Raw genomic sequence first — 19842 nt, forward strand, 5'->3', positions numbered from 1 at the left:
ATATGCACCTCTCTTTATTAACTATTCATCTTAAAATGCTTCAATGCCTCCACAATTGCACTCTCTTTATCTTCTGGACACTGTGGCTGCCTGCTATCTTCATTTTTAGATAAATTATAATTCTTTCCAACCTCAATTCCGCATTTTCTCTTTACCTGTGAGATATACAGATTGGAAACCTTCATGCCAGCATTATGTTCAGCCACATACTTCTTTATCTCATCATATGTAGCCTTAGTCTCTGCAGATGTTATATCCATATCATCAAGTTCAATCGTGACATTAATGTAATCATCCGGCTTTTGTTTCAGTTGGGACAAAAGAACAACCGTCTCGACATGCCCCGTCCACCCAAACAAATCCACCGGCCATGCTTCTTTCGCCCGATAACCGTGCTTTGCGAATACTTTCAAATCGCGTGCCAATGTATCCGGACCACAGGAAATGTAGACGACACGTTTCGGCTGCATCAGGGCTACCGCGTCGATAAATTCTTCAGTACTTCCGCTTCTCGGCGGATCCATGAAAACGACATCGGCGCTCTCGCTGCGGGCTGCCATATGAGACATGAACCGTCCGGCGTCATTGCAGAAGAACTGTGCATTGGTGATGCCGTTCTTCTTCGCATTCTGCACCGCATCCCGCACTGCATCCTGATTCAACTCTACACCGATCACCTTGCCTGCGTGCTTGCTGGCGATAAGTCCGATGGTACCGATGCCGCAATAAGCATCCAGCACCGTCTCCTTGCCTGTAAGTTCTGCCAGTTCCATCGCTTTTCCGTACAGCTTCTCAGTCTGAACTGAGTTAATCTGATAGAAGGAACGGGACGAAATACGGAACCGGAGCCCGCAGAGAACATCCTCTATATATCCTTTTCCGTACAGAATGTGTTCTTTGTCGCCAAGCACCATACTGGTGCTTCTGCCGTTGATATTCTGGACAATCGTAGTAATTTCCGGGTGCTTTTCACGAAGCGCCTTGACGAAATTGTTCTTCGACGGGAATACCGGGGATGCTGTCACCAAAACGACCAGAATCTCGCCGGTTGTGAAGCCGCGGCGAATCAATACATGACGCAGCAGACCGTATCCGGTGTCCTCATCAAAAACACGAATCTTGAACGAACGAAGCATACTCCGGATCGTCACGATGATCTCGTCTGCTTTCTGATCCTCAATCAGACAGGAATCCACCGGAAGAATCCGATGTGTCCCCTCTTTGTAAATGCCAGAAATTGGATTATTTTTCCGATCCAATCCAAATACCGCATGAACTTTATTGCGGTAATGATACGGCTCTTCCATTCCAATGATCGGACGAACCGGACAGACACCGCCCAGCAGTTCTTCCATGCGCTTCTGTTTTTCTTTTAACTGCTGATCATAGGTTAAATGGAGATACTGACAGCCACCGCACTCACGGTAAATCGGACATTTTGTTTTTCCACGCTGTCCACCACGAACCGTTTTCTGACCGTCTTTTTCCCCTACATTTCGTTTCCTGTCCCCATGTGTGCCCCATTTATCCTCAACTCCAGACACTTTACGAGCAGCTTTTCCCTGTTTTTCCCCATTGACTCCCACTTTTGCACTATTCTTGGAAAATCCAGTTGCTTTCTCCCCCCGACCAAACGATTTCTTTCCTTCCGTTCTTTTTCCATCAGAACCATTCCCTGCTGTCTTTTTCCATCCTGTTTCTTTCATTTTTTCTCACACTTTCTTTCTTCGCTTATCTTCTACGCCTCTCCCAACTCTGCTTCCGTCTTCACGCCCTTAAAATTCTTCTTCCAACGTTCTTTCTTAAAATGCACCGCGTAAATGAGTCCGCGCACGCATTCATCGGCTGCCATTGCGATCCAGACGCCTTCCAGCCCCCAGCCGAGCTTGCTGCCGAGCAACCAGGAGCCGGCGGCAGCTACGACCCACTGGAAGGTGATTCCGACCGTGGTCGGGGTCAGGACATCGCCGACCGCAATCAGGCATTTGGTCATAACAATGTTGACCGCACGCCCGATCTCCAGCACAATCTCAATCACCAGAATCCGCCGTCCAAGCGCAATGATCTCCGGGTTGTCTGTGAAAATCAGGAAAATGTATTTACCTCCCAGGCACATCAGCACCGCCATCCCGACACACGCCGCAATCGCAACCTTCAATGTCGCATTCACTCGTTTCTGTATATCATTCAGACGGCGCGCTCCGATCAGGTAGCCCAGCACAATCTGGGTTGCCGTCGCGATCGCCATCGCATAAACATAATCAATATTGGCAAAAATCGTACAATATCCCTTGGTTACAGTAACCAGCGTGCCAAAGGAATTAACAATTCCCAGAATCATCATCTGAGAGAGATTGTACGAAAAACTTTCGACCCCCGTCGGAATTGCCAACAGGCAGAGATTTTTTAAAATCTGCACCGGAAATGGACGCAGATAACTCATTCCCATTTTGACGCGGCGGCTCTTGAAAAACATTCCGATCATCAATGCCAAACCAACTAACTTACTGATATCCGTCGAGATCGCCGCCCCGACCGCCCCAAGTTGCGGCATTCCGAACCAGCCGTTGATTAAAATCGCATTTCCCACAATATTCATGGCATTCATGATAACTGATATAATCATGACTTCCTTTACCATAGCAAATGCGCGGATCATCGCTGAGAAGGTCAGATAAAATCCCTGCACCAGAATAAATGCGCCGACAATCAGCAGATACAGCGACGCCTCATCAAAAACCTCCTCCGGCACATGGATCGCCCGGTAAAGCGGCGTGTGCCCGGCAAAAACCAGGATCGTTGCCGCAAGACTGACGCCGCCGATCAGCACGATCGAGACCATGCAGGTCCGGGATGCATTTTTTTCATCCTGCGCGCCCAGATACTGGGACAAAATCACGGTAACCGCCGTCGATGCCATGCTCAGCACGATAATCACCAGGTTCATGATCTGGTTCGCATTGACAATCGCCGCCACCGAGGGCTGCGACACCCGGCTTACCATCATCTGATCGACGTTTCCGACCAAAAGCTGCAGTAACAGCTCCACGAAGATCGGCAGCGACATCAGAAATAAATTCCGGTTCGTATTCATTTTGTCAATATCATTTTGATATTTCATATTTTCCCCTTACTTGTAATAATAGCAAAACAGCACATACAGCCGTCCAAACACTCTCGTATTCGCCCGGCTGTATGTGCCATTTTACACGATACTATATTGAATTGCAAGTGGAAGTCATTCTTTTTCCCTTACAAAAGCCCCCTCATTTTTAAATAATCCTTAATCAACTGAACCGCCCCGTCCACACCAATCTGTGTCGTATTAATCAAAAGGTCATAATTCTCCGGCTTCTCCCAGTCGCGCCCTGCATAATAACGATTATAATCGCGGCGTTCCCGGTCGATCCGGTGGATATTTTTGAGGACATCTTTGTCCGCGTAGAGATTCCGCTCACGCACACGCTCCTCGCGCACCTTGATATCCGCGTAGAGGAACACGCGAATCAGTCCCTCGGTGCCGTCCAGCACATAATCCGCGCAGCGGCCGATGATGACGCAGGATTCCTCCGCCGCCAGCTTCCGGATCACTTCCGACTGGAAACGAAACAGATTGTCGGCTGAAATGAGATCGGAACCGAACGACGGTGCGCCCTTTTCCGGTGTCAATGTATTGATAATCTTGTATAAAAGCCGGTTGCCCGCCTTCTCGTCTGCCAGATGGAAATAGCTCTCTTTGATACCGCTCTCATCTGAGTTCATACGGAGAATGTTTTTATCATAAAAACTGATCCCCAGATCTTCCGCCAACTTTTTGCCCGTATCCGCACCGCCGCTTCCATACTGCCTCGCAATCGTGATGATAATTTTTTTCTTCTCTGACATACCAAACCCCTCCCTTTATCTACAAGAAAATGCAGGTTGCTTTCTATCTTCAGCATACCATAATGAGAGGATTTTTTCCATTCATTTTTACAAAAGCACAGTAAAAATCAATCAAATAAGTCATTCTATTCTTATTTTCAGATAGTGCCTGTTTTTCAGCTTTTCTCCCCTACTTCACCTCCCTCTCATACAAAAGCACCGTCGGAAATCCCGCCTTCCGCAGTTCCTGTTCCATCCGCACAGCGTTGTCGAGATTTTTAAACGCACCGACCCGAAGCTTGAAATACGTCCCATCGTACACCAGAAATGCAGGGAATCCCATACGACGCAGTTCTTCTAACTGCTGCTCTGCCAGCGATCGGATGCGATACGCCCCCGTCTGGATCTGGTAATAATAGTCGCTCTCTTCCACCGGACGGCGATCCATGTCGTCATCGATTACATTTAGAATCCCAGATGCAACCGCCGCCGCAATTTCGTCAAACTGCGCGTCAAACCGCTTGTTATCCTCCGGATTGTCGATAAATCCGGCTTCAACCAGAACCGCCGGCATCTGCGTTTTCCGCAGCACAATCAAATCCGGGCGCTCGATCACGCCGAGATCCACATATCCGGTGCGCGCCAGCTCTCTCTGGATTGAATCCGCCAGCTGTTCTGATTCCCTGCCTGTCTTGTACACCAGCGTCATGACGCCCGAACCTTTTCCCGGCTCACTCGCCGCATTGCGGTGCAGGGAAACAAAATAGTCCGCGCCCGCCTCATTTCCCATCTCTGCTTTCTGGTAGGGCGTGTCATAAACGTCCGTTGACCGCGTGTAGACGACATTCACCCCATTTTCCTCGAGAATCCTCCCTACTGCCAGCGCCAGACGCAGGGTATCGTCCTTTTCCATCCGATCCTCAAATACTGCTCCCGGATCTTTCGTTCCGCCGTGCCCGGCATCTATCATCACTTTCTTTTTTTCTTCCAAAAGAAAAGACTCCTCTCACATATCGTTGTACTACTACCATATGTGAAAGAAGTCCCAAAGTTTCCTGTTTAATTATTCCTCATACTCCCCGCTAAACACTTCCACCGCCGGTCCAGTCATGAACACGCGGTTTTTCTCTCGGTCCCAGCGGATCTGCAGGCAGCCGCCCAGCAGCTCGACCTCAACCGCATCCTCCGTATGCCCTGCCAGAATAGATGCAACGGCAACCGCGCAGGCACCTGTTCCACATGCCATCGTTTCGCCGGATCCGCGCTCCCAGACACGCATTTTTACGTGTGTGCGGTCAATGACCTTGACAAACTCGGTGTTGGTACGATCCGGGAAACGCTTATGGAACTCGAATTTCGGTCCAATCGTCTCCAGATCCAGGGAATCAATCTCATCCATAAACAGAACGGCGTGCGGATTTCCCATGGAAATTCCGGTAAATTCGTATTCCGTTCCATCTACCTCGATCTTCTCCGGAAGCTCGGAAGTCTGCTCCGGCTCGCCCATATCGACGGTGACCGCCGTTACTTTGCCATTTTCAACCTTCATATCCAGATATTTAATCCCGGACAATGTCTCAACAGAAATCTGCGGCTTGTCCACGATATGGTGGTCATACGCATATTTTCCCACACAGCGGATGCCGTTGCCGCACATCGCGCCGCGGGAACCGTCCAGATTGTACATATCCATGCGGCAGTCTGCCACCTCAGATGGGGTAATCAGAATCAATCCGTCGGAACCAATTCCAAAATGGCGGTCACTGACGGCAATCGCCAGCTTCTCCGGATCGTTTACCGTTTCTTCAAAACAGTTGACATAGACATAATCATTGCCAAGTCCCTGCATTTTTGTAAATTTCATCGTTTTTGCTGCTCCTTCTGCCTTTTTGATCCTATTGTAAAGGATCTTACGCCATTTTGTAAAGACTGATTACCATTTGTGCCGCCTCAATAAGGCTGACCTGGCTGTCCATGCTGCATTTCTGCAGATATTTGTGCGCCTCCGGCTCCGCCATCCGGTTCCGCTCCATCAAAATAGCCTTTGCGGTGTCGATCGCTTTCTGATCCTCTTCCCTGCGCTTCTGCGGCGGCTGGCGGCGCATCCGCCGTCTTTTTTCCGCCTGTGACTGCTCAATCATGCGGACTGTCGAAACTAAATCTCCCATTTTAAACGGCGCCGGCAGGCAGACAATCCTTCCCATCGCTTCGCCGCTCCACCGGCTCGGGGAAGCAATGAGAAGCAAATCAAATCCCGGCGGCAGCTGGTCGGCAAGCTGCCGGCAGGTCATATCACCAAACCGGTAGCCGCTCACCACAATCCCGCTTCGCAAATCATCGGTTAACGCTAAAACCTGCGCGCCCGATGTGCAGGAGGCTGTGACCTGTATTCCATGTTTTACGAGTATATTTCTAATATTTCGTCCGTCCTGCGGCTTCGAAAATGCTACTATGATGTTTCCCACGTGGTCTCACCTCACTGCGATTTCGTACCCCCTAACAACGATACAGATATTCCGCTGTCTCCCAATCCGTCACATAGGCACAGAAGCGTTCCCACTCCTCTTTCTTGCCCTCGCCGTACATCCGGCAGAACTTTTCCCCAAATACACGGTGTGCAAATTCATTCTGATCCAGCTTCTGGAGCAATATCCCCAATGTCTCCGGGAACCGCGGCGCATTCTCATCGCCCGCTTCTTCATCCAGCACCAGCGCCTTCTCGATTCCTTCCAGTCCTGCTGCCAGAATCGCCGTCAGCGCCAGATACGGATTCGCAGACGGATCCGGGAACTGCACTTCCACGGAAATACGTCCGTTCCGGTCTTCCTTCACATGAACTGCCTTTTCACTTCCTTTTTCCCACACAGCCGCCGGGAACTCCGGCTGGAACACCGTGCTCCGCTCCGCCGCCAGACGTTTATATGAATTGACGGTCGGATTCGTAAAAATCATCATATCACTCAGATTTTTAAGCACGCCTACTGCAAAATGCTTCGCCTGCGCCATCGCCTCGGCGCCCCGTCTGGAAGAGATCGACACGCCCACATGAAGCCCCGAGCCGTCGCCGCTCATGTTTGGCTTCGGCATAAAAGTCGCATGCAGACCATGGCGTTTCGCAATCCGTTTGACCGCCGCCTTGAACGTCTGTAAATAATCTGCTGCCTCAATGCCCCGGCGCGCCGGAAGGACGAAGCTGTGCTGTCCGGCAGTCAGACCATGATGCGTGCTCTCGATCGCAAATCCTGCTTCCTCCAGGCTCAGAACCATGTCCCGGCGGACGCCCTCTGCCAGATCGATCGGCCCCGCGTCATAATACCCGGCAACCTCATGCGTCACCGTCGTCGGTCTCCCATCATCATCCGTGTGAAACAGATAAAACTCACACTGGAAATCAAAATCAAAGTCCAGTCCCATCTTCTCGGCACGTTTTACCGTTTCCTGTAAAATATGACGCGAATCCGTCCATGACGGCGTCCCATCCGCATTGCAGACCTGGCAGATCACGCGCGCTACATTTTCCTGCCCGGAATCCCACGGAAGAACCTGATACGTTGATGCATCCGGCTTCAAGTACAATTCCACACTCTCGCTCTGGTCCGTCAGATACTCCGGCGCCGCCGCGCCCTCGATCCCAGCTTTCTGTAAGCCGCCGAGCGCAAACCGGTTGATTGCATACCCCTCTTTCATCGCTTTTTCCGCCTGCCTCCGCGTCATCTGGACCATTTTGCACTGTCCAAAAATATCGGTAAACTGCAGCTTTACCAAATCAACATCTTCATCAAAAAAAGGTTCGGATCGGTTCGTATTCTCTCCCATCGCCATTTCCTCCTATAAAAAACGAGGCAGCTGTCTTTGTTTCCAGTCAGCCCCCTCGCCCTCTTTTCATATACGCCCAGAATTTTCCTGCCTATACAGCCCCCAAAATTTCAAGCATACGTTTATGATCGTTTTGCTGTGTGAGAATGCCCCTGTCATTCTTTTCACAATTTTTATAAATAAAATATAGCAGTCCGATATTTTTCTGTCAAATACTTTTTTATTTAATCCGAAGCTGTTCGCTCAATTCATTTCCCAACTGGATATGTCCCACATAGCCGACCTCGCCGACCATGTAAACCATGCCGTCCTCCTTGATTTCCACTTCCAGCGTGCCACCCGGCATATGGACGTACATATGCGGATCGGCAAGTCCCAGGCGGTATGCCGCACTCGCCGCCGCGCAGGCGCAGCTTCCGGACGCCAGCGTATATCCAACGCCTCTCTCGTAAATCTCAATCTGGATATTCGTCCGGTCAAGGACATTTAAAATCTGCGTATTGACCTTTTCCGGGAAATATTCGGATGTTTCTGAATGCTCGCCGATCCGGCACACCATTTCCTTCGAAATCTCATTCATCCAGATGACGCAGTGCGGATTTCCCATTGAAAGACAAGTCGTGACATACGGAATCTTTCCAAATACCATCGTCTGGTTTACCATCTCCCGCCGCTCGCCGGTCACCGGAATCTCATCGCTCCAGAACGTCGGATGTCCCATCGAAATTTTCACACGGGTCGCATCCTCGTTGAGATAAAAGACTGTCTCCTCGCCTCCCAGCGTTTTCCAGGAGATCGTCGTTTTCTGCACATATCCCGCGTCCCGCAGATATTTTGCAAAAATACCCATGCCGTTGCCGCTCTTCTCCGCCTCGCTTCCGTCCGCGTTGTAGATGTGTACATAAAAATCATTCTCCCCCAGATATGGACCCGCCAGAATGCCATCCGCGCCGATGCCAAAATGACGGCTGCACATCTTCTTGATATTCTCCGCATTCAATTCCAGATCATTCTTATTTGGATCAAACACTAGGTAATCATTTCCCATACAGTGATATTTTTCAAGCACAACCTGTTTCATCGCGATACCTCCTGCCTATTTTAATCAATACCATAAAATTCTTTCATCAATGATTTCTATTCTACTTCCGTTCTGGAAACCACTCTTTCTTTAATTTTTATTTTAGGAAAATATAGCAGCTTTTAATAGAAGAATTATGCTTTAAATATTGCATATAATGCTATATAATATGAACTAAGAAATGAAATGTCTGTGTTTCAAAACATATTTATCTCAGAGGAAAACAACAAACTCAATGCATTTATACAAGATATAATTTCCCGCAACAATCAACCTGCAATACACTCAAAAAAGGAGTCCCCTTATGTCAGAAAATACCACCCACGAATCCCCCGCCTACGAAAAACGCGGCTACCTCAACCACGAATTCCGCCTCTTCCACCTGCGCGGGCAGATGGATACACCGGTTGCCTACCACTATCATGATTTCCACAAAGTCCTGATCCTGTTAAATGGCGAAGCGGACTACATCGTGGAAGGCCGTTCCTACCACCTCCGCCCTCTCGACATCGTCCTCGTCGGCGCGCACTGCCTGCACAAGCCGGTCGTGCCATACAAAAGCCGATATGAGCGCATCATCCTCTACCTGTCGCCGGAATGTCTGGATGCATTCTCCTGTGCTGACTGTGCGCTCGACCTCTGTTTCCAGCTTGCCAGAGAACAGCAGTCCGATGTTCTGCGCCTCGGTTCCCTTACCATGACGCCGCTCTTAGAGGCGCTGTCAAGACTGGAAAATGCCTATCAGGCAGGTGGTACAAATGACAATGGCACAGACAATGCTAACTTTGAATCCCTTGGTGGCAGCAGTTATGGCTCCGAGCTTCTTCTGCGTTTATTATTCCTGGAATTTATGGTACACCTTGATCGCGCCGCCTCCGAAAACCATCGGGAATACGTTCCGACCTCCCCTTCCGGCGAAAAAATCCTGGAACTCATGCGCTACCTCTCTGAACACCCAGAAGAAGACCATACGATCGACCAGCTCGCCGCCCGCTTTTACATGAGCAAATACCACATGATGCGTCTCTTCCGCCAGGAAACCGGCTACACCATTACCGAATACCTGACCGAAAAACGCCTCCAAAACGCAAACGAGCTCCTGCGCCGGGGCACCCCCGTCACAGAAGCCTGCTATCAATCCGGATTCCGCAATTATGCTGCGTTCCTCCGGGCATATAAGAAAAAATATCGCGATACGCCACATAATTTATCCAGATTAAATTACTAAAAAAGAATGTGCCTCAGCACATTCGGGCGTCTCGCGCGGTCGCTTGCGACATGTTTCTGCTTCGCGCGAGTGCGCATCCTCGCGGAGCGTTTTTTGTTTCATAGGACGCAATTTCCTATGAAACAAGAAAATTTTACTATATAGAAATAGAAGGAAACCTCCCCTATTCTTCCCTCCGGAATTTCTGAATCGCCTCCATCAGCATCCTGAAATTCCGGATCATCGAATCAAACGCCCCATATTTATAAAAATTGATAAAGACAAGCCCCACCGGCACCGCCAGAATCATGCCTGTCAGCCCGCGCAGCTTAAATCCCAGATACAAAAGAAACAGCGTCATCAGAGGCGGCAATCCCATCGACTCCCCGACGATCTTCGGCTGGATGATCTGACGGACGACCTGCGTCAGGATGTAGAGCAGGATAAGCCCGGTCGCATACGCATACTCCCCCGCAAACAGTTTCACAACCGCCCATGGGAACAGCACCGTTCCCGTTCCAAAGATCGGCAGAAAATCCAGAATCGCCGTCAAAAACGCCAACAGGACACCGTAGCGGACACCCAGCACCAAAAATCCTGCCGCGAGAATCAGCGCCACCACACACATGATACGGAATTGTGCCAGAAAATATCCACCAATCAGTCCCTTTGCGTCCCGTTTCATATACTCGATATAGCGGAATACAAATGCCGGAAGATGCTCTTTCAGCCACCGCATGATGGACTCCCGGTCCGCCAGAAACAGGTACGAAGACAGGATAATAATGACCATATTTACCAGAAGATTCGGAATACTCTTCGCCACATGTCCGGCGATCTGCACGGTCGGTTCCGCCGCCCGCGATACCAGTTTTCCAAACAGACCATCCAGATTATCCGAAAATGCCAGCAGCGGCGGTTGTAAATTCTGCGGAAAATATTCTGCAAGCTTCCGCCCATTCTGCAATGCATTCTCGATCTCAGCGATCACACTCTGATATATTTCCGGTGCATCCGCCAGAAAACTTCCCATTTCCCGGTAAACCAGAAGACCCGCCCCGTAAAAAAGACCGATCACGATCGCCAGCGCCGCAATAATGATCAGCATCGAGCCGTGGCGCCGCACCAGCTTCACGCGCCGTTCCAGAAACCGAACCAGCGGATTTGCTAAAAGTGCCAGAATCCATCCGACCACAAACGGCATGAAAAAATGCAGAAGTCTGGGACCTAAAAAGATGACCAGACATAAACCAAGGAGCGGAATCACAATATTCAGAATCATTCTAAAACATCGTTTCATCTCATCCTTTTCCTTTCCAAGACGATGATACAATTTCGCTATACCAGATTATAGTGTTCCGCAATCTTTCTGAATGCCGGAAGCGATCTCTCGATCTGTCCATATGATACGCAGTATGCAATGCGCACATAACCCGGGCAAGCGAATGAACTTCCCGGTACTACCAGTACATTGTACTGTTTGCATACCTCGCAGAATTCCTTCTCATTCTCCACTGGAGATTTCACAAACAGGTAGAACGCGCCCTCCGGCTTGATGCAGGAAAATCCGCACTCTTTCAATCCGTTGTAAAGCAGGTTACGGTTGCGGTCGTAAGCTTCCAGATTCACATTCGCATCTACGCAGCGCTTGATGACTCTCTGCATCAGGGATGGCGCATTGACACAGCCCAGAACACGGTTCGCGATCGTTGCCGCCTGGAATACATTTGCGCTCTCATCCATCTCAGACGGGATTACCAGATAACCGATACGCTCGCCCGGAAGGGACAGGGACTTGCTGTACGAGTAGCAAACCACTGTATTGCGGTAATATTTTGTCACATACGGTACAACCGCGCCGTCGTAAGCCAGCTCACGATACGGCTCATCGGACAGAAGCACGATCGATGTGCCAAATTCCTTCTGTTTCTTTTCCAGAATTGCTGCAATCTTCTGCAGTGTTTCCTCGGAATAAATAACGCCGGTCGGGTTATTCGGGGTGTTGATGATCACTGCCTTGGTCTTTTCGTTGATCTTTTCCTCAAATTCAACGAGATTCGGCTGGAAATCCACCGTATTCGGAGATACAACCACCAGCTCGCCGTCATAGTTGCGGACATAGGAACCATACTCTACAAAGTATGGTGCAAAGGTAATGACCTGCTCTCCTGGATTTAACAGGGTCTTTAAAATGACATTCAAACCACTTGCCGCACCGACCGTCATCAGGATGTTGCCTGCGTGAAAGGAGGTGCCGAACCGGCGGTTTAACGACTGAGCGATCGTCTCACGCACATCTTCATAGCCTGCGTTGGACATATATCCGTGTACAAACAGGGAATCTTCTTCCTTTACGATATCCTGAATCGCCTGATTTACCTCTGCCGGAGCCGGTACGCTCGGGTTTCCAAGGCTGAAATCAAACACATTCTCACGTCCATATTTCGCCGCCAGCTTATTGCCCTCTTCGAACATCATACGGATGGCGGAGTTATTTTTCATAAGCGGTATCATTTTTTCTGAAATCATTGGCTTGCCCTCTTTTATATAAAATTGATCAATGCGGCAATTCAATCTGTATACAAGCAGCACTTTAACTTGCTGAATTGTCGTCTTTTTGTTATTATAGCAGATTTTATTTCATTTTTATATCTTAATCCATATATTTTTACCGCCCTGCAATCTTATGTGATACCAGAAATGTCACAACCGCTGTCACCGCGAAATAAAACCATGTGGACGGATTGCTGAACCAGGTTGTGAAAAACGATAACAGCATGTAAAGTGCAAACTGTGCGTACAGAAGATAGGTAATCGGATTCTGCACCTGGCGCATCATCCGCATCAGCAGATACGCCGCCGCTCCTAACAGGGCAGAAAAGACGAACACGCCAATTACGCCGAAATCGTAGTACGCATCATAAAACATCGTCAGCGTCGTCAGCTCTTCCTTCGTCACATAATACGGAAATGCCGTCAACGACGGAACCAGAAACTTGAGTCCCGTCAGCGTCCAGAACGGTGCCAGCATCTTCATGCCCCAGCTGTGCTTCACAAGTCCCTTGACCAGACAGTCGAAATTATCGTAATTGTTTGCAATATAGATATACGGCTGCGTCACAAAAATCGGCAGGTGCCGTTTCATCTCAAAAACCGTATTCAAGTAGGCAGTATCATGGCTGCGCGCGATCGTCAGCAGAATGTAGAGCACAATCAGCCCTGCCAGCGCAAAAACAACATAGATCGGATTCAGCTGGTGTTCCATCTGTATGTAGGTAATCAATGCCAGCAGTACCGCAAACAGAAGCTGGGAGCGCGACACGCACAGAAGCGGAATCGCCACCGCCGCTGCATCTGCCAGAAGCATACATACCAGCCGTCCCCGGCTGCGACCGCCCTCGATGCAAAAATAGATCACAGAGAGCGCCGGAACCAGCACACAGGACACCGTCAGATAATGAAGCCCGGTCACATGGAAATAGGAATAAGCATGCGGAACGCCCCGGAGCAGCAGCGGAATATAGCCCATATAGACCGCCTCGATCGCGAAACAGCCTGCCGATAGCGCCGCCAGCGCCACCGCGCAGAAAAAGACGGTTCCGGCATAAGATTCCAACCCCCGGCGCTGCACCGCGCCGGAATGACCGCCCACGCGGACGGACGCCTCACCGGAAAATGCTTCCAGATAATAAAAAGCCAGATAAAAGCCCGCAAACGCCGCCAAAAGTCCCAGCCACGTTCCCGCACTCCATGCCTGACTTAAATAACTAAGCTTCATACACGCCAGTCCCTGTCCACCTACAAAGGAAAGAGCGAAAATCCCCCGCAGATGCAGAAGATTTCCACTCCGGATATAGTCTGACGCATACAGATACACCGCCGCCGCCAGAAGCCCTGCACCGGATAAAAGATAATGGCGGCCAAGCGCCAGAAGCAGCGAAGCCGCATAGCAAACCAAATAAACGATCATAGTTTCATCCTATCTGTACGTCTGTACACATTCTTTTACCGCACCGGTTTTCCCTACTCGCCCAGCCCGTCATCAACTATTTTCAGCATCGCCGACAGAGCTTCCTCCTCGTCTTTTCCATCACAGATAAACTCGATCTCATCACCGCTCTTGATGCACGCCCCAAGCACGCTCAGGACACTCTTTGCATTGGACACGGTGCCACGGAACTGGAACTGGACAGAACAATCGAATTTTACCGCCTCATTACACAGGATTCCCGCCGGTCTCAAATGCAGACCAGTCGGGTTTTTTAATTTAATTTTTGCTTTTACCATTGTTTAACTTCTTTCTCCTCATTTGTGGATGGCATACCATACTTTATGCAGCATTGCCGCTCTCTGCATCCACATTTTCTTTTGCCGAGCTTGCCCCGCTCTCCCGGTTGGAACTGCTCTGGCTGCCCATGTCTCCACGGTCACTCTCGGTGCTTTCCGTCGTCTGGGCACTGGAGCTTCCATGTTCGCTGACCCGCACTGTCACAGCCGGCGCCGACAGCATCTTATACGCGTCCCCCAGCTGGAACTGCGCCGCTACCGTGTGCTCGCCCAGTCCCATGCCTGATACATCGACCCGGATATTCATCTTCGCCGCCGACAGGCTGCTTAAATCCTCCTCAAGTCCCTGTACCTTGACTTCCATCTTCGTATCTTCGACGGTATAGCTGTAGCTGCTGTTCTTTCCGTTTAGAGTCACATCCTCCGGTTTGACCGTAAAGGTCTTCTCTATCAACTTCTCGACCTGTAGTGTCACGTTGATCATCGTGCTGTCCAGTCCCACGATCGTAAGCCCGGACGGCAGATAATCATCCAGATCGATCTCGCACTCCACATTCTTCGTCGCGCCCTGCACATTAAGGGACGGTCCCTGAATCGTGAGCGTGCTGACCGATGCCAGATCCGTCTTAAGCCCCGCCACAGACACCGACTTGATATCCGTCTTCGGACCCGTATAGCGGTATCCATCCGCCACTTCACCACTGACGTCAAAATCAAGCGGTACTTCTTTTACTTTCAGGATCTGCATCGTATAAGAGACATCTCCGCCAACCGTCTTGACAGAATCTCCCAAATCTGACAGCACATTTCCATTGGCGTCAAAATACTCCGGTGTTGCTGTTCCACCGACATCCGCCGCAGCACCGTCAATATTAAAACGGATACCCACGCTGCTGATCTGTCCGATCAGGGAGGTTGGTCCTTTGACCGTCACCTGGGATGGCACCATTGTCACCTCACCCGCCTCGTAACCCTCTGCCGCCTTGCCCTGAGGATACGCTTTCAGCGTAAATGCCTTGGTCTGCAGCGCCTCGGTCGTGATCTTGATGACCTCCGGGGACTTCACAACCGGCGTGGACTCCAGCAGTTCCTCATTGTTCACCACTTCCACTCGGATCGGGATCGCACCCGTCACATCATACATTTCCGATAAATCCGCATAGGCGTTGAAATCCGACGCCTTTACCTTATAATCATCCTTCGTCCGGATCTTGAAACTGATCGTCGCCGTTTTTTTGCCTACCACATCATAGGCAAGATCCGCCTGCTCCAGCACCTGATCGTTCGTGATCGTGACCGGAACCTCCCTCGTCGATACCTTGATCGGGTTCGCCACATTCACGACCGCCAGCCACACAAAGAAAGCACAGAACAGGGCAATCAGCTTGATCGCAAGATTATTCGTCAGCTTTTCTTTCATTTCTGCGTCTTCCCTTCCATATTCTGAAACGACCTGTGTTTTCCGTTTCCCGTTTTACCAGAACTGACAATATATCTCTCAGTTCATCTCCATCCTTGACACTCTTAAGCCGTCCGGACACAGCCACCGACACACGCCCTGTCTCTTCCGATACAACCAGCGTCACGCTATCGGTCGCCTCACTGACTCCGACTGCCGCACGGTGTCTGGTTCCCAATGCCTTGCTGATATCCATATTGTCCGAGAGCGGCAGATAACAGGTCGCCGCCGTCACACGGTTACCGCGAATCACGACCGCGCCGTCGTGCAGCGGTGTGTTGTGCTCAAAAATATTGATCAGAAGCTGGCTCGTCACGATACCATCGACCTCGATGCCCGTCCGCTCGATCTCTCCGAGCGGCGTGCCCCTCTCGATGACGATCAGGGCGCCCGTCTTGACTTTTCCCATCTCAAAACAAGCACGCACCAGCTCTGCAATCGTCTTTTCGCTGAAATCCTCATTTTTCTTCGTATCATCCGTTGAAAACAGCGTCGTCAGCACGTTCTGGCTTCCGATCTGCTCCAGTGCTTTCCGCAGCTCCGGCTGGAAAATAACGATGATCGCCGTCACCGCAATGTACGACGTCTTTTCCAGAAGCCACAGAATCGTATCCAGTTCCAGGATCGCAGCTGCCAGAAAGAATGCAAGAATAAAAATAATACCCTTCAGAAGCGTCCACGCCCGCGTATTTTTGATCCAGATCAGCATTTCATATACCAGAATTGCTATAATCGCGATCTCTATTAAATTTTTAAAGGTTATCTTCGGTACGAACGAGATCCACGAATAAATCTCCGCCAGTATCTCTGCCATTCTTTTCCCTCCCTTTCGGGCTGCGTTTCTGTTACCAGTCACGTACATATGACCCGTCACGCATTTCTTTTAACAACAAGTTTCTTTTATAAAATAGTCTATCTTCTCTTTACTTTATTGATTTCCTGTACTTTTACATCCGTCCTCGAGATCGCAATCTTTGGAACCGCTTTCACATAGTAATAATAATCGTCATCCTCAAACTGCGTGTACTCAGTCCGGCTGTAATCGACCGAAAAAACAAACAGCTGATAGATCAGCGATGCAATAACCGCACCAATCATTCCTACAATCAGCTCCGGCACGGACACCGGAACGCCAAAGCGGAAATCGCCGATAAACACAACCAGAATCTGTAAAATAAGGCCAGCTCCGATCGCGATCCCCCAGGAGTAGTTGATCGACAGTTTCTTGAGCACACAGACCGTCAGCGCCCCCAGGCAGCATGCCGCAATCATGACAAGCATCGCCGGGTTTGCCAGCAGGTTTTTGATGACCTGCGCCAGCATCTGCGTGATCTCAGTCTGCTCACTGCCTGCCAGGAAGCTTCCGTTCTGCTTCACATACAGAATCACGTAGTACAGAAAAATCCCGCAGCTCATCGGAATCACCGATACGAGGCTTCCAGTCAGTCCAAGAATCATCGGGACTGCAAACGGCACCTTCAGAAAAAACAAGATCGGCGTTACAATCAGGTACGCGCTGTCACCCGGCTGAAATCCGTAATACAGCAGCACCACGATCAGAAGGAACACCAAGGTAATGAGCGCCACTTCCATCGATGCTGCAAAGAGCTGTGCCAGCAAAAAAATCCCAATCAGAAACGCAATGGCTCCAAATGGGAGAAATGCACATATAATTCCCGCAAACAGCGGCACCAGACCGCCGCTCAGTTTCGGCATCAGTCCGATGTTCTGGTTAATCAGAAACACCGCCGCAAAGGCAGTTATAAAACGCAGGAATGCATTCACAAATGCACTGTATCTCGCATAGAAAGCCTTGAGTGCTTCTTTCCCTGCAAGGAGTCCTCTCATCTGCCTCTCCTCTCTCTCTCCATTTTTCTGGCGCGCCGGTGTATATCGTAGCGCTTATCCAGATGTTTCAGTTTCGCTATGTAGATCCGGTTCCTCTTTTCCTCGTACTCATACCGCCCGCCATACACGATGATCGTCAGCACGACATACAGAAAAAGCCCCCCGAGGTATAAAGCTCCTCCTCGAAAAGCCAGTCCCTTCAGTTCATCCATTCCTATCGAACTCAGAACTACTTCTACATTAAATAATATCCACATTCCAAAGAGAAGTATGCTGCACAATGTATAGCTTATAAATCCCCGGAGCAGATTGCGGCTGATATAGTCGCTTTTAAAATACTGATTGACTGTTTTCATCTGGGAAGCATGCTTCTTCTCAAACAGTGCCAGTTCGGTCATTAATTTTATCTTGTCTTCGTTGAGCATACATGGTTCCTTTTTTATATATGCCGCGGCTTCCGGTTCAATACGTCCCGTTTCTGAAACCGCTGCGCCAAAAACGCATTCTTCCATAAATTATAACATAACTTTTTTCTCTTGGCGAGGGGGCGGGGGGATTTTTCATAGGTTTTTCATAAATTTGTAAGGGATTGTCAGACATCAAAAAAGAGCTCTGCCGATCACACATTTTCGCATGATCGGCAGAGCGTATCAAGTCTGTTTCATAAGATGTAAAAACTATGCCTTTTTTGCTTCTTTTTATGTTATGATACTTTTATGATGATACCAGGGTCAAAAGGTCAGAAGTTCGACGCAAGCTTGCTTGCAGGAGCATTTTTGACCTTGGGACCCGCCAAAAACATGAGTAAGTAGCCATTTTTCAAAGAAAAATGAGCGAATTACGAATGTTTTTGAAGATTGCGGGAGCATATAGTGCGGAGCAATCTGGTATCAGAGGGGTCAAAATGCCTTTTGACCCCAACATCTTTATGATATTAGGATCAAAAGGTTCGAAACATGCGTAAGCAGCCTTTTCCCAGACAATCAGAAGAAAAGAGGGATTTTGTTTTGAAAATCGCGATTGTAGATGGTTTGTCCAGTGTATGGGTGCAATACCTCGCGCTCCCTTGCTTTGGCGTTTTATTTAAGCTGATAGTAGACGCCGAGATCGGAATGATTTTATTTCTATATTTATTTATCATCGATTATCTGTTGGTCGTGCGTGCCGCCGCTTTCTGCATGTGTCAGGCGCTCTTCGGCTACAACTTTTTCTCCTGTCAGACCGGGTGTTCCGGCTCTGAAAACACGCCGCCTTTCATCCGTCTCTCCGCGGTGCAGACGGGTACCTCCACCCTGTCCATCACCACGGACAACACCAGCGCATTCAGCCCTACCTGGATGAATGAAAAACTGGTATCGACCAAACCTGCGGGAAGCGGCATCGGAACCGAATCGATCCGCATGATCGCCGAACAGTACCACGGTGATGCACGGTTTGAATGGCGGGACGGCGTATTTTATGCTTCGGTATTGCTGAACCCATAATGATACAAAAACCAGATATCCTCTTTTTATATAATATAAATTTTCTGCTATCTCCCTACATAACCGGTTCCTGCAGCACGGTTCCCTCCGGGAATGCGGTACGGAACACGCGGCGCACCAGCGGACCTGCTACAATGAGCTGGAACGGAAGCGCCATGATGATGTTCTTCGGAATATTGGTCAGCCAGATGATGAGCAGCTGGCTCCATGCGCCGGATTTCACGCAGGCTTCCAGACCGCCATATAAGGACATAACAAATACCATCGGAACGACCATGCAGCAGGAGATCGTGATTACTTTACGAAGTGTGCTGCTCTCCGGTGATACAAAGTAACGGAACGCAATTCCCTTCGCCGGACCGGACACGATGAACCAGTCAAACAGAAACGCATACACGAATGCAAACGGGAATCCGATCCATCCTTCGCGGATCGTTTCCAAGGATAAATGTCCCATATGAAGGGTTACATTGTACATACTCATCCAGAGTACCATCGTGAAACACATGATAACGGAATAGATAAAACTTTCTCTCTTATTTCTTGGCATTTTCATTCTCCTCCTATAAAATAATTGCTTCTATCCAGATGCAACGGCAAATCAGTCCGACACACCCACGCACAAGATGCTGTCCGTGATAAATTTCACAAAATAAAAGGCAGCAGAAATCGGAAACTCGTTTCGATCTCTACTGCTGTATGCAATCTCACTGCGTTTTTTCAAACTATATTCGATTTGGGTTACGGTTCGCTATTATAACGTCTTTTTTCCATTCGTGTAAGCACTTTTTTTATT

General features: G+C 49.4%; 19 protein-coding genes. 2 read left to right on the forward strand and 17 right to left on the reverse strand.

The window, feature by feature from the left end; genetic code table 11:
• Positions 1-17: 17 nt before the first annotated feature.
• From rlmD to dapF (DWV73_RS04640), 8 genes are all read right to left on the reverse strand, one after another.
• A complete protein-coding gene (gene rlmD, locus DWV73_RS04605) occupies positions 18-1706 on the reverse strand; it encodes a 23S rRNA (uracil(1939)-C(5))-methyltransferase RlmD (protein ID WP_117795971.1) in 1689 nt (562 codons plus the stop codon).
• 32 nt (positions 1707-1738) lie between these two features.
• The gene (locus DWV73_RS04610) at positions 1739-3121 is read right to left on the reverse strand and encodes an MATE family efflux transporter (protein WP_117795972.1); all 1383 of its coding nucleotides are present in this window, start codon (positions 3119-3121) and stop codon (positions 1739-1741) included.
• Positions 3122-3252: 131 nt separating this feature from the next.
• Positions 3253-3885, reverse strand: a complete 633-nt coding sequence (locus DWV73_RS04615) for a cytidylate kinase-like family protein (protein ID WP_022358543.1) — start codon at positions 3883-3885, stop codon at positions 3253-3255.
• 169 nt (positions 3886-4054) lie between these two features.
• Positions 4055-4855, reverse strand: a complete 801-nt coding sequence (locus DWV73_RS04620; RefSeq protein ID WP_117795973.1) for an N-acetylmuramoyl-L-alanine amidase — start codon at positions 4853-4855, stop codon at positions 4055-4057.
• Positions 4856-4927: 72 nt separating this feature from the next.
• Complete coding sequence (gene dapF / locus DWV73_RS04625; RefSeq protein ID WP_117795974.1) at positions 4928-5728, reverse strand: diaminopimelate epimerase; 801 nt, start codon at positions 5726-5728, stop codon at positions 4928-4930.
• Between the two features lie 46 nt (positions 5729-5774).
• On the reverse strand, positions 5775-6329 hold the full coding sequence (locus DWV73_RS04630; RefSeq protein ID WP_117795975.1) for an ANTAR domain-containing protein: 555 nt from the start codon (positions 6327-6329) through the stop codon (positions 5775-5777).
• Positions 6330-6360: 31 nt separating this feature from the next.
• Complete coding sequence (locus DWV73_RS04635) at positions 6361-7680, reverse strand: glutamine synthetase family protein (protein ID WP_117795976.1); 1320 nt, start codon at positions 7678-7680, stop codon at positions 6361-6363.
• Positions 7681-7900: 220 nt separating this feature from the next.
• On the reverse strand, positions 7901-8761 hold the full coding sequence (gene dapF, locus DWV73_RS04640) for a diaminopimelate epimerase (protein ID WP_117795977.1): 861 nt from the start codon (positions 8759-8761) through the stop codon (positions 7901-7903).
• Positions 8762-9065: 304 nt separating this feature from the next.
• On the opposite strand from dapF (DWV73_RS04640), the gene DWV73_RS04645 reads away from it, so the two are divergent.
• Positions 9066-9989 (forward strand): AraC family transcriptional regulator, encoded by a 924-nt coding sequence (locus DWV73_RS04645; RefSeq protein WP_117795978.1) that lies wholly within the window; start codon positions 9066-9068, stop codon positions 9987-9989.
• Positions 9990-10152: 163 nt separating this feature from the next.
• Here DWV73_RS04645 and ytvI read toward each other — a convergent pair whose 3' ends face one another.
• The 8 genes from ytvI to DWV73_RS04685 all read right to left on the reverse strand — a co-directional run bounded on the left by ytvI (position 10153) and on the right by DWV73_RS04685 (position 18074).
• On the reverse strand, positions 10153-11250 hold the full coding sequence (ytvI, locus tag DWV73_RS04650) for a sporulation integral membrane protein YtvI (protein WP_242995742.1): 1098 nt from the start codon (positions 11248-11250) through the stop codon (positions 10153-10155).
• A gap of 56 nt (positions 11251-11306) precedes the next feature.
• Positions 11307-12497, reverse strand: coding sequence for a pyridoxal phosphate-dependent aminotransferase (locus DWV73_RS04655; RefSeq protein ID WP_107001247.1), 1191 nt, complete (start codon positions 12495-12497; stop codon positions 11307-11309).
• Positions 12498-12636: 139 nt separating this feature from the next.
• Positions 12637-13938 carry an O-antigen polymerase gene (locus DWV73_RS04660; protein WP_117795980.1) on the reverse strand — a complete coding sequence of 434 codons (1302 nt, stop codon included), beginning with the start codon at positions 13936-13938 and terminating at the stop codon, positions 12637-12639.
• A gap of 53 nt (positions 13939-13991) precedes the next feature.
• Positions 13992-14255 (reverse strand): HPr family phosphocarrier protein, encoded by a 264-nt coding sequence (locus DWV73_RS04665; RefSeq protein WP_107001249.1) that lies wholly within the window; start codon positions 14253-14255, stop codon positions 13992-13994.
• Positions 14256-14298: 43 nt separating this feature from the next.
• Positions 14299-15675 carry a CdaR family protein gene (locus DWV73_RS04670; protein WP_117795981.1) on the reverse strand — a complete coding sequence of 459 codons (1377 nt, stop codon included), beginning with the start codon at positions 15673-15675 and terminating at the stop codon, positions 14299-14301.
• A complete protein-coding gene (cdaA, locus tag DWV73_RS04675) occupies positions 15653-16528 on the reverse strand; it encodes a diadenylate cyclase CdaA (protein WP_117795982.1) in 876 nt (291 codons plus the stop codon). The genes DWV73_RS04670 and cdaA overlap by 23 nt, the downstream gene beginning before the upstream one ends.
• Positions 16529-16626: 98 nt before the next feature.
• Positions 16627-17562, reverse strand: coding sequence for an ABC transporter permease (locus DWV73_RS04680; protein ID WP_117795983.1), 936 nt, complete (start codon positions 17560-17562; stop codon positions 16627-16629).
• Positions 17559-18074, reverse strand: a complete 516-nt coding sequence (locus DWV73_RS04685; protein ID WP_242995743.1) for a hypothetical protein — start codon at positions 18072-18074, stop codon at positions 17559-17561. The genes DWV73_RS04680 and DWV73_RS04685 overlap by 4 nt, the downstream gene beginning before the upstream one ends.
• Positions 18075-18569: 495 nt before the next feature.
• Here DWV73_RS04685 and DWV73_RS04690 point away from each other — a divergent pair, with 495 nt between their 5' ends.
• Positions 18570-19046 (forward strand): GHKL domain-containing protein, encoded by a 477-nt coding sequence (locus DWV73_RS04690; RefSeq protein ID WP_181986211.1) that lies wholly within the window; start codon positions 18570-18572, stop codon positions 19044-19046.
• A 55-nt stretch (positions 19047-19101) separates the two neighbouring features.
• On the opposite strand, the gene DWV73_RS04695 is transcribed toward DWV73_RS04690, so the two are convergent.
• Positions 19102-19596 carry a DUF2798 domain-containing protein gene (locus DWV73_RS04695; protein ID WP_117795985.1) on the reverse strand — a complete coding sequence of 165 codons (495 nt, stop codon included), beginning with the start codon at positions 19594-19596 and terminating at the stop codon, positions 19102-19104.
• Positions 19597-19842 lie beyond the last annotated feature (246 nt).

Source organism: Clostridium sp. AF12-41 (assembly GCF_003461685.1).
Taxonomy (GTDB): Bacteria; Bacillota; Clostridia; order Lachnospirales; family Lachnospiraceae; genus Otoolea; species Otoolea fessa.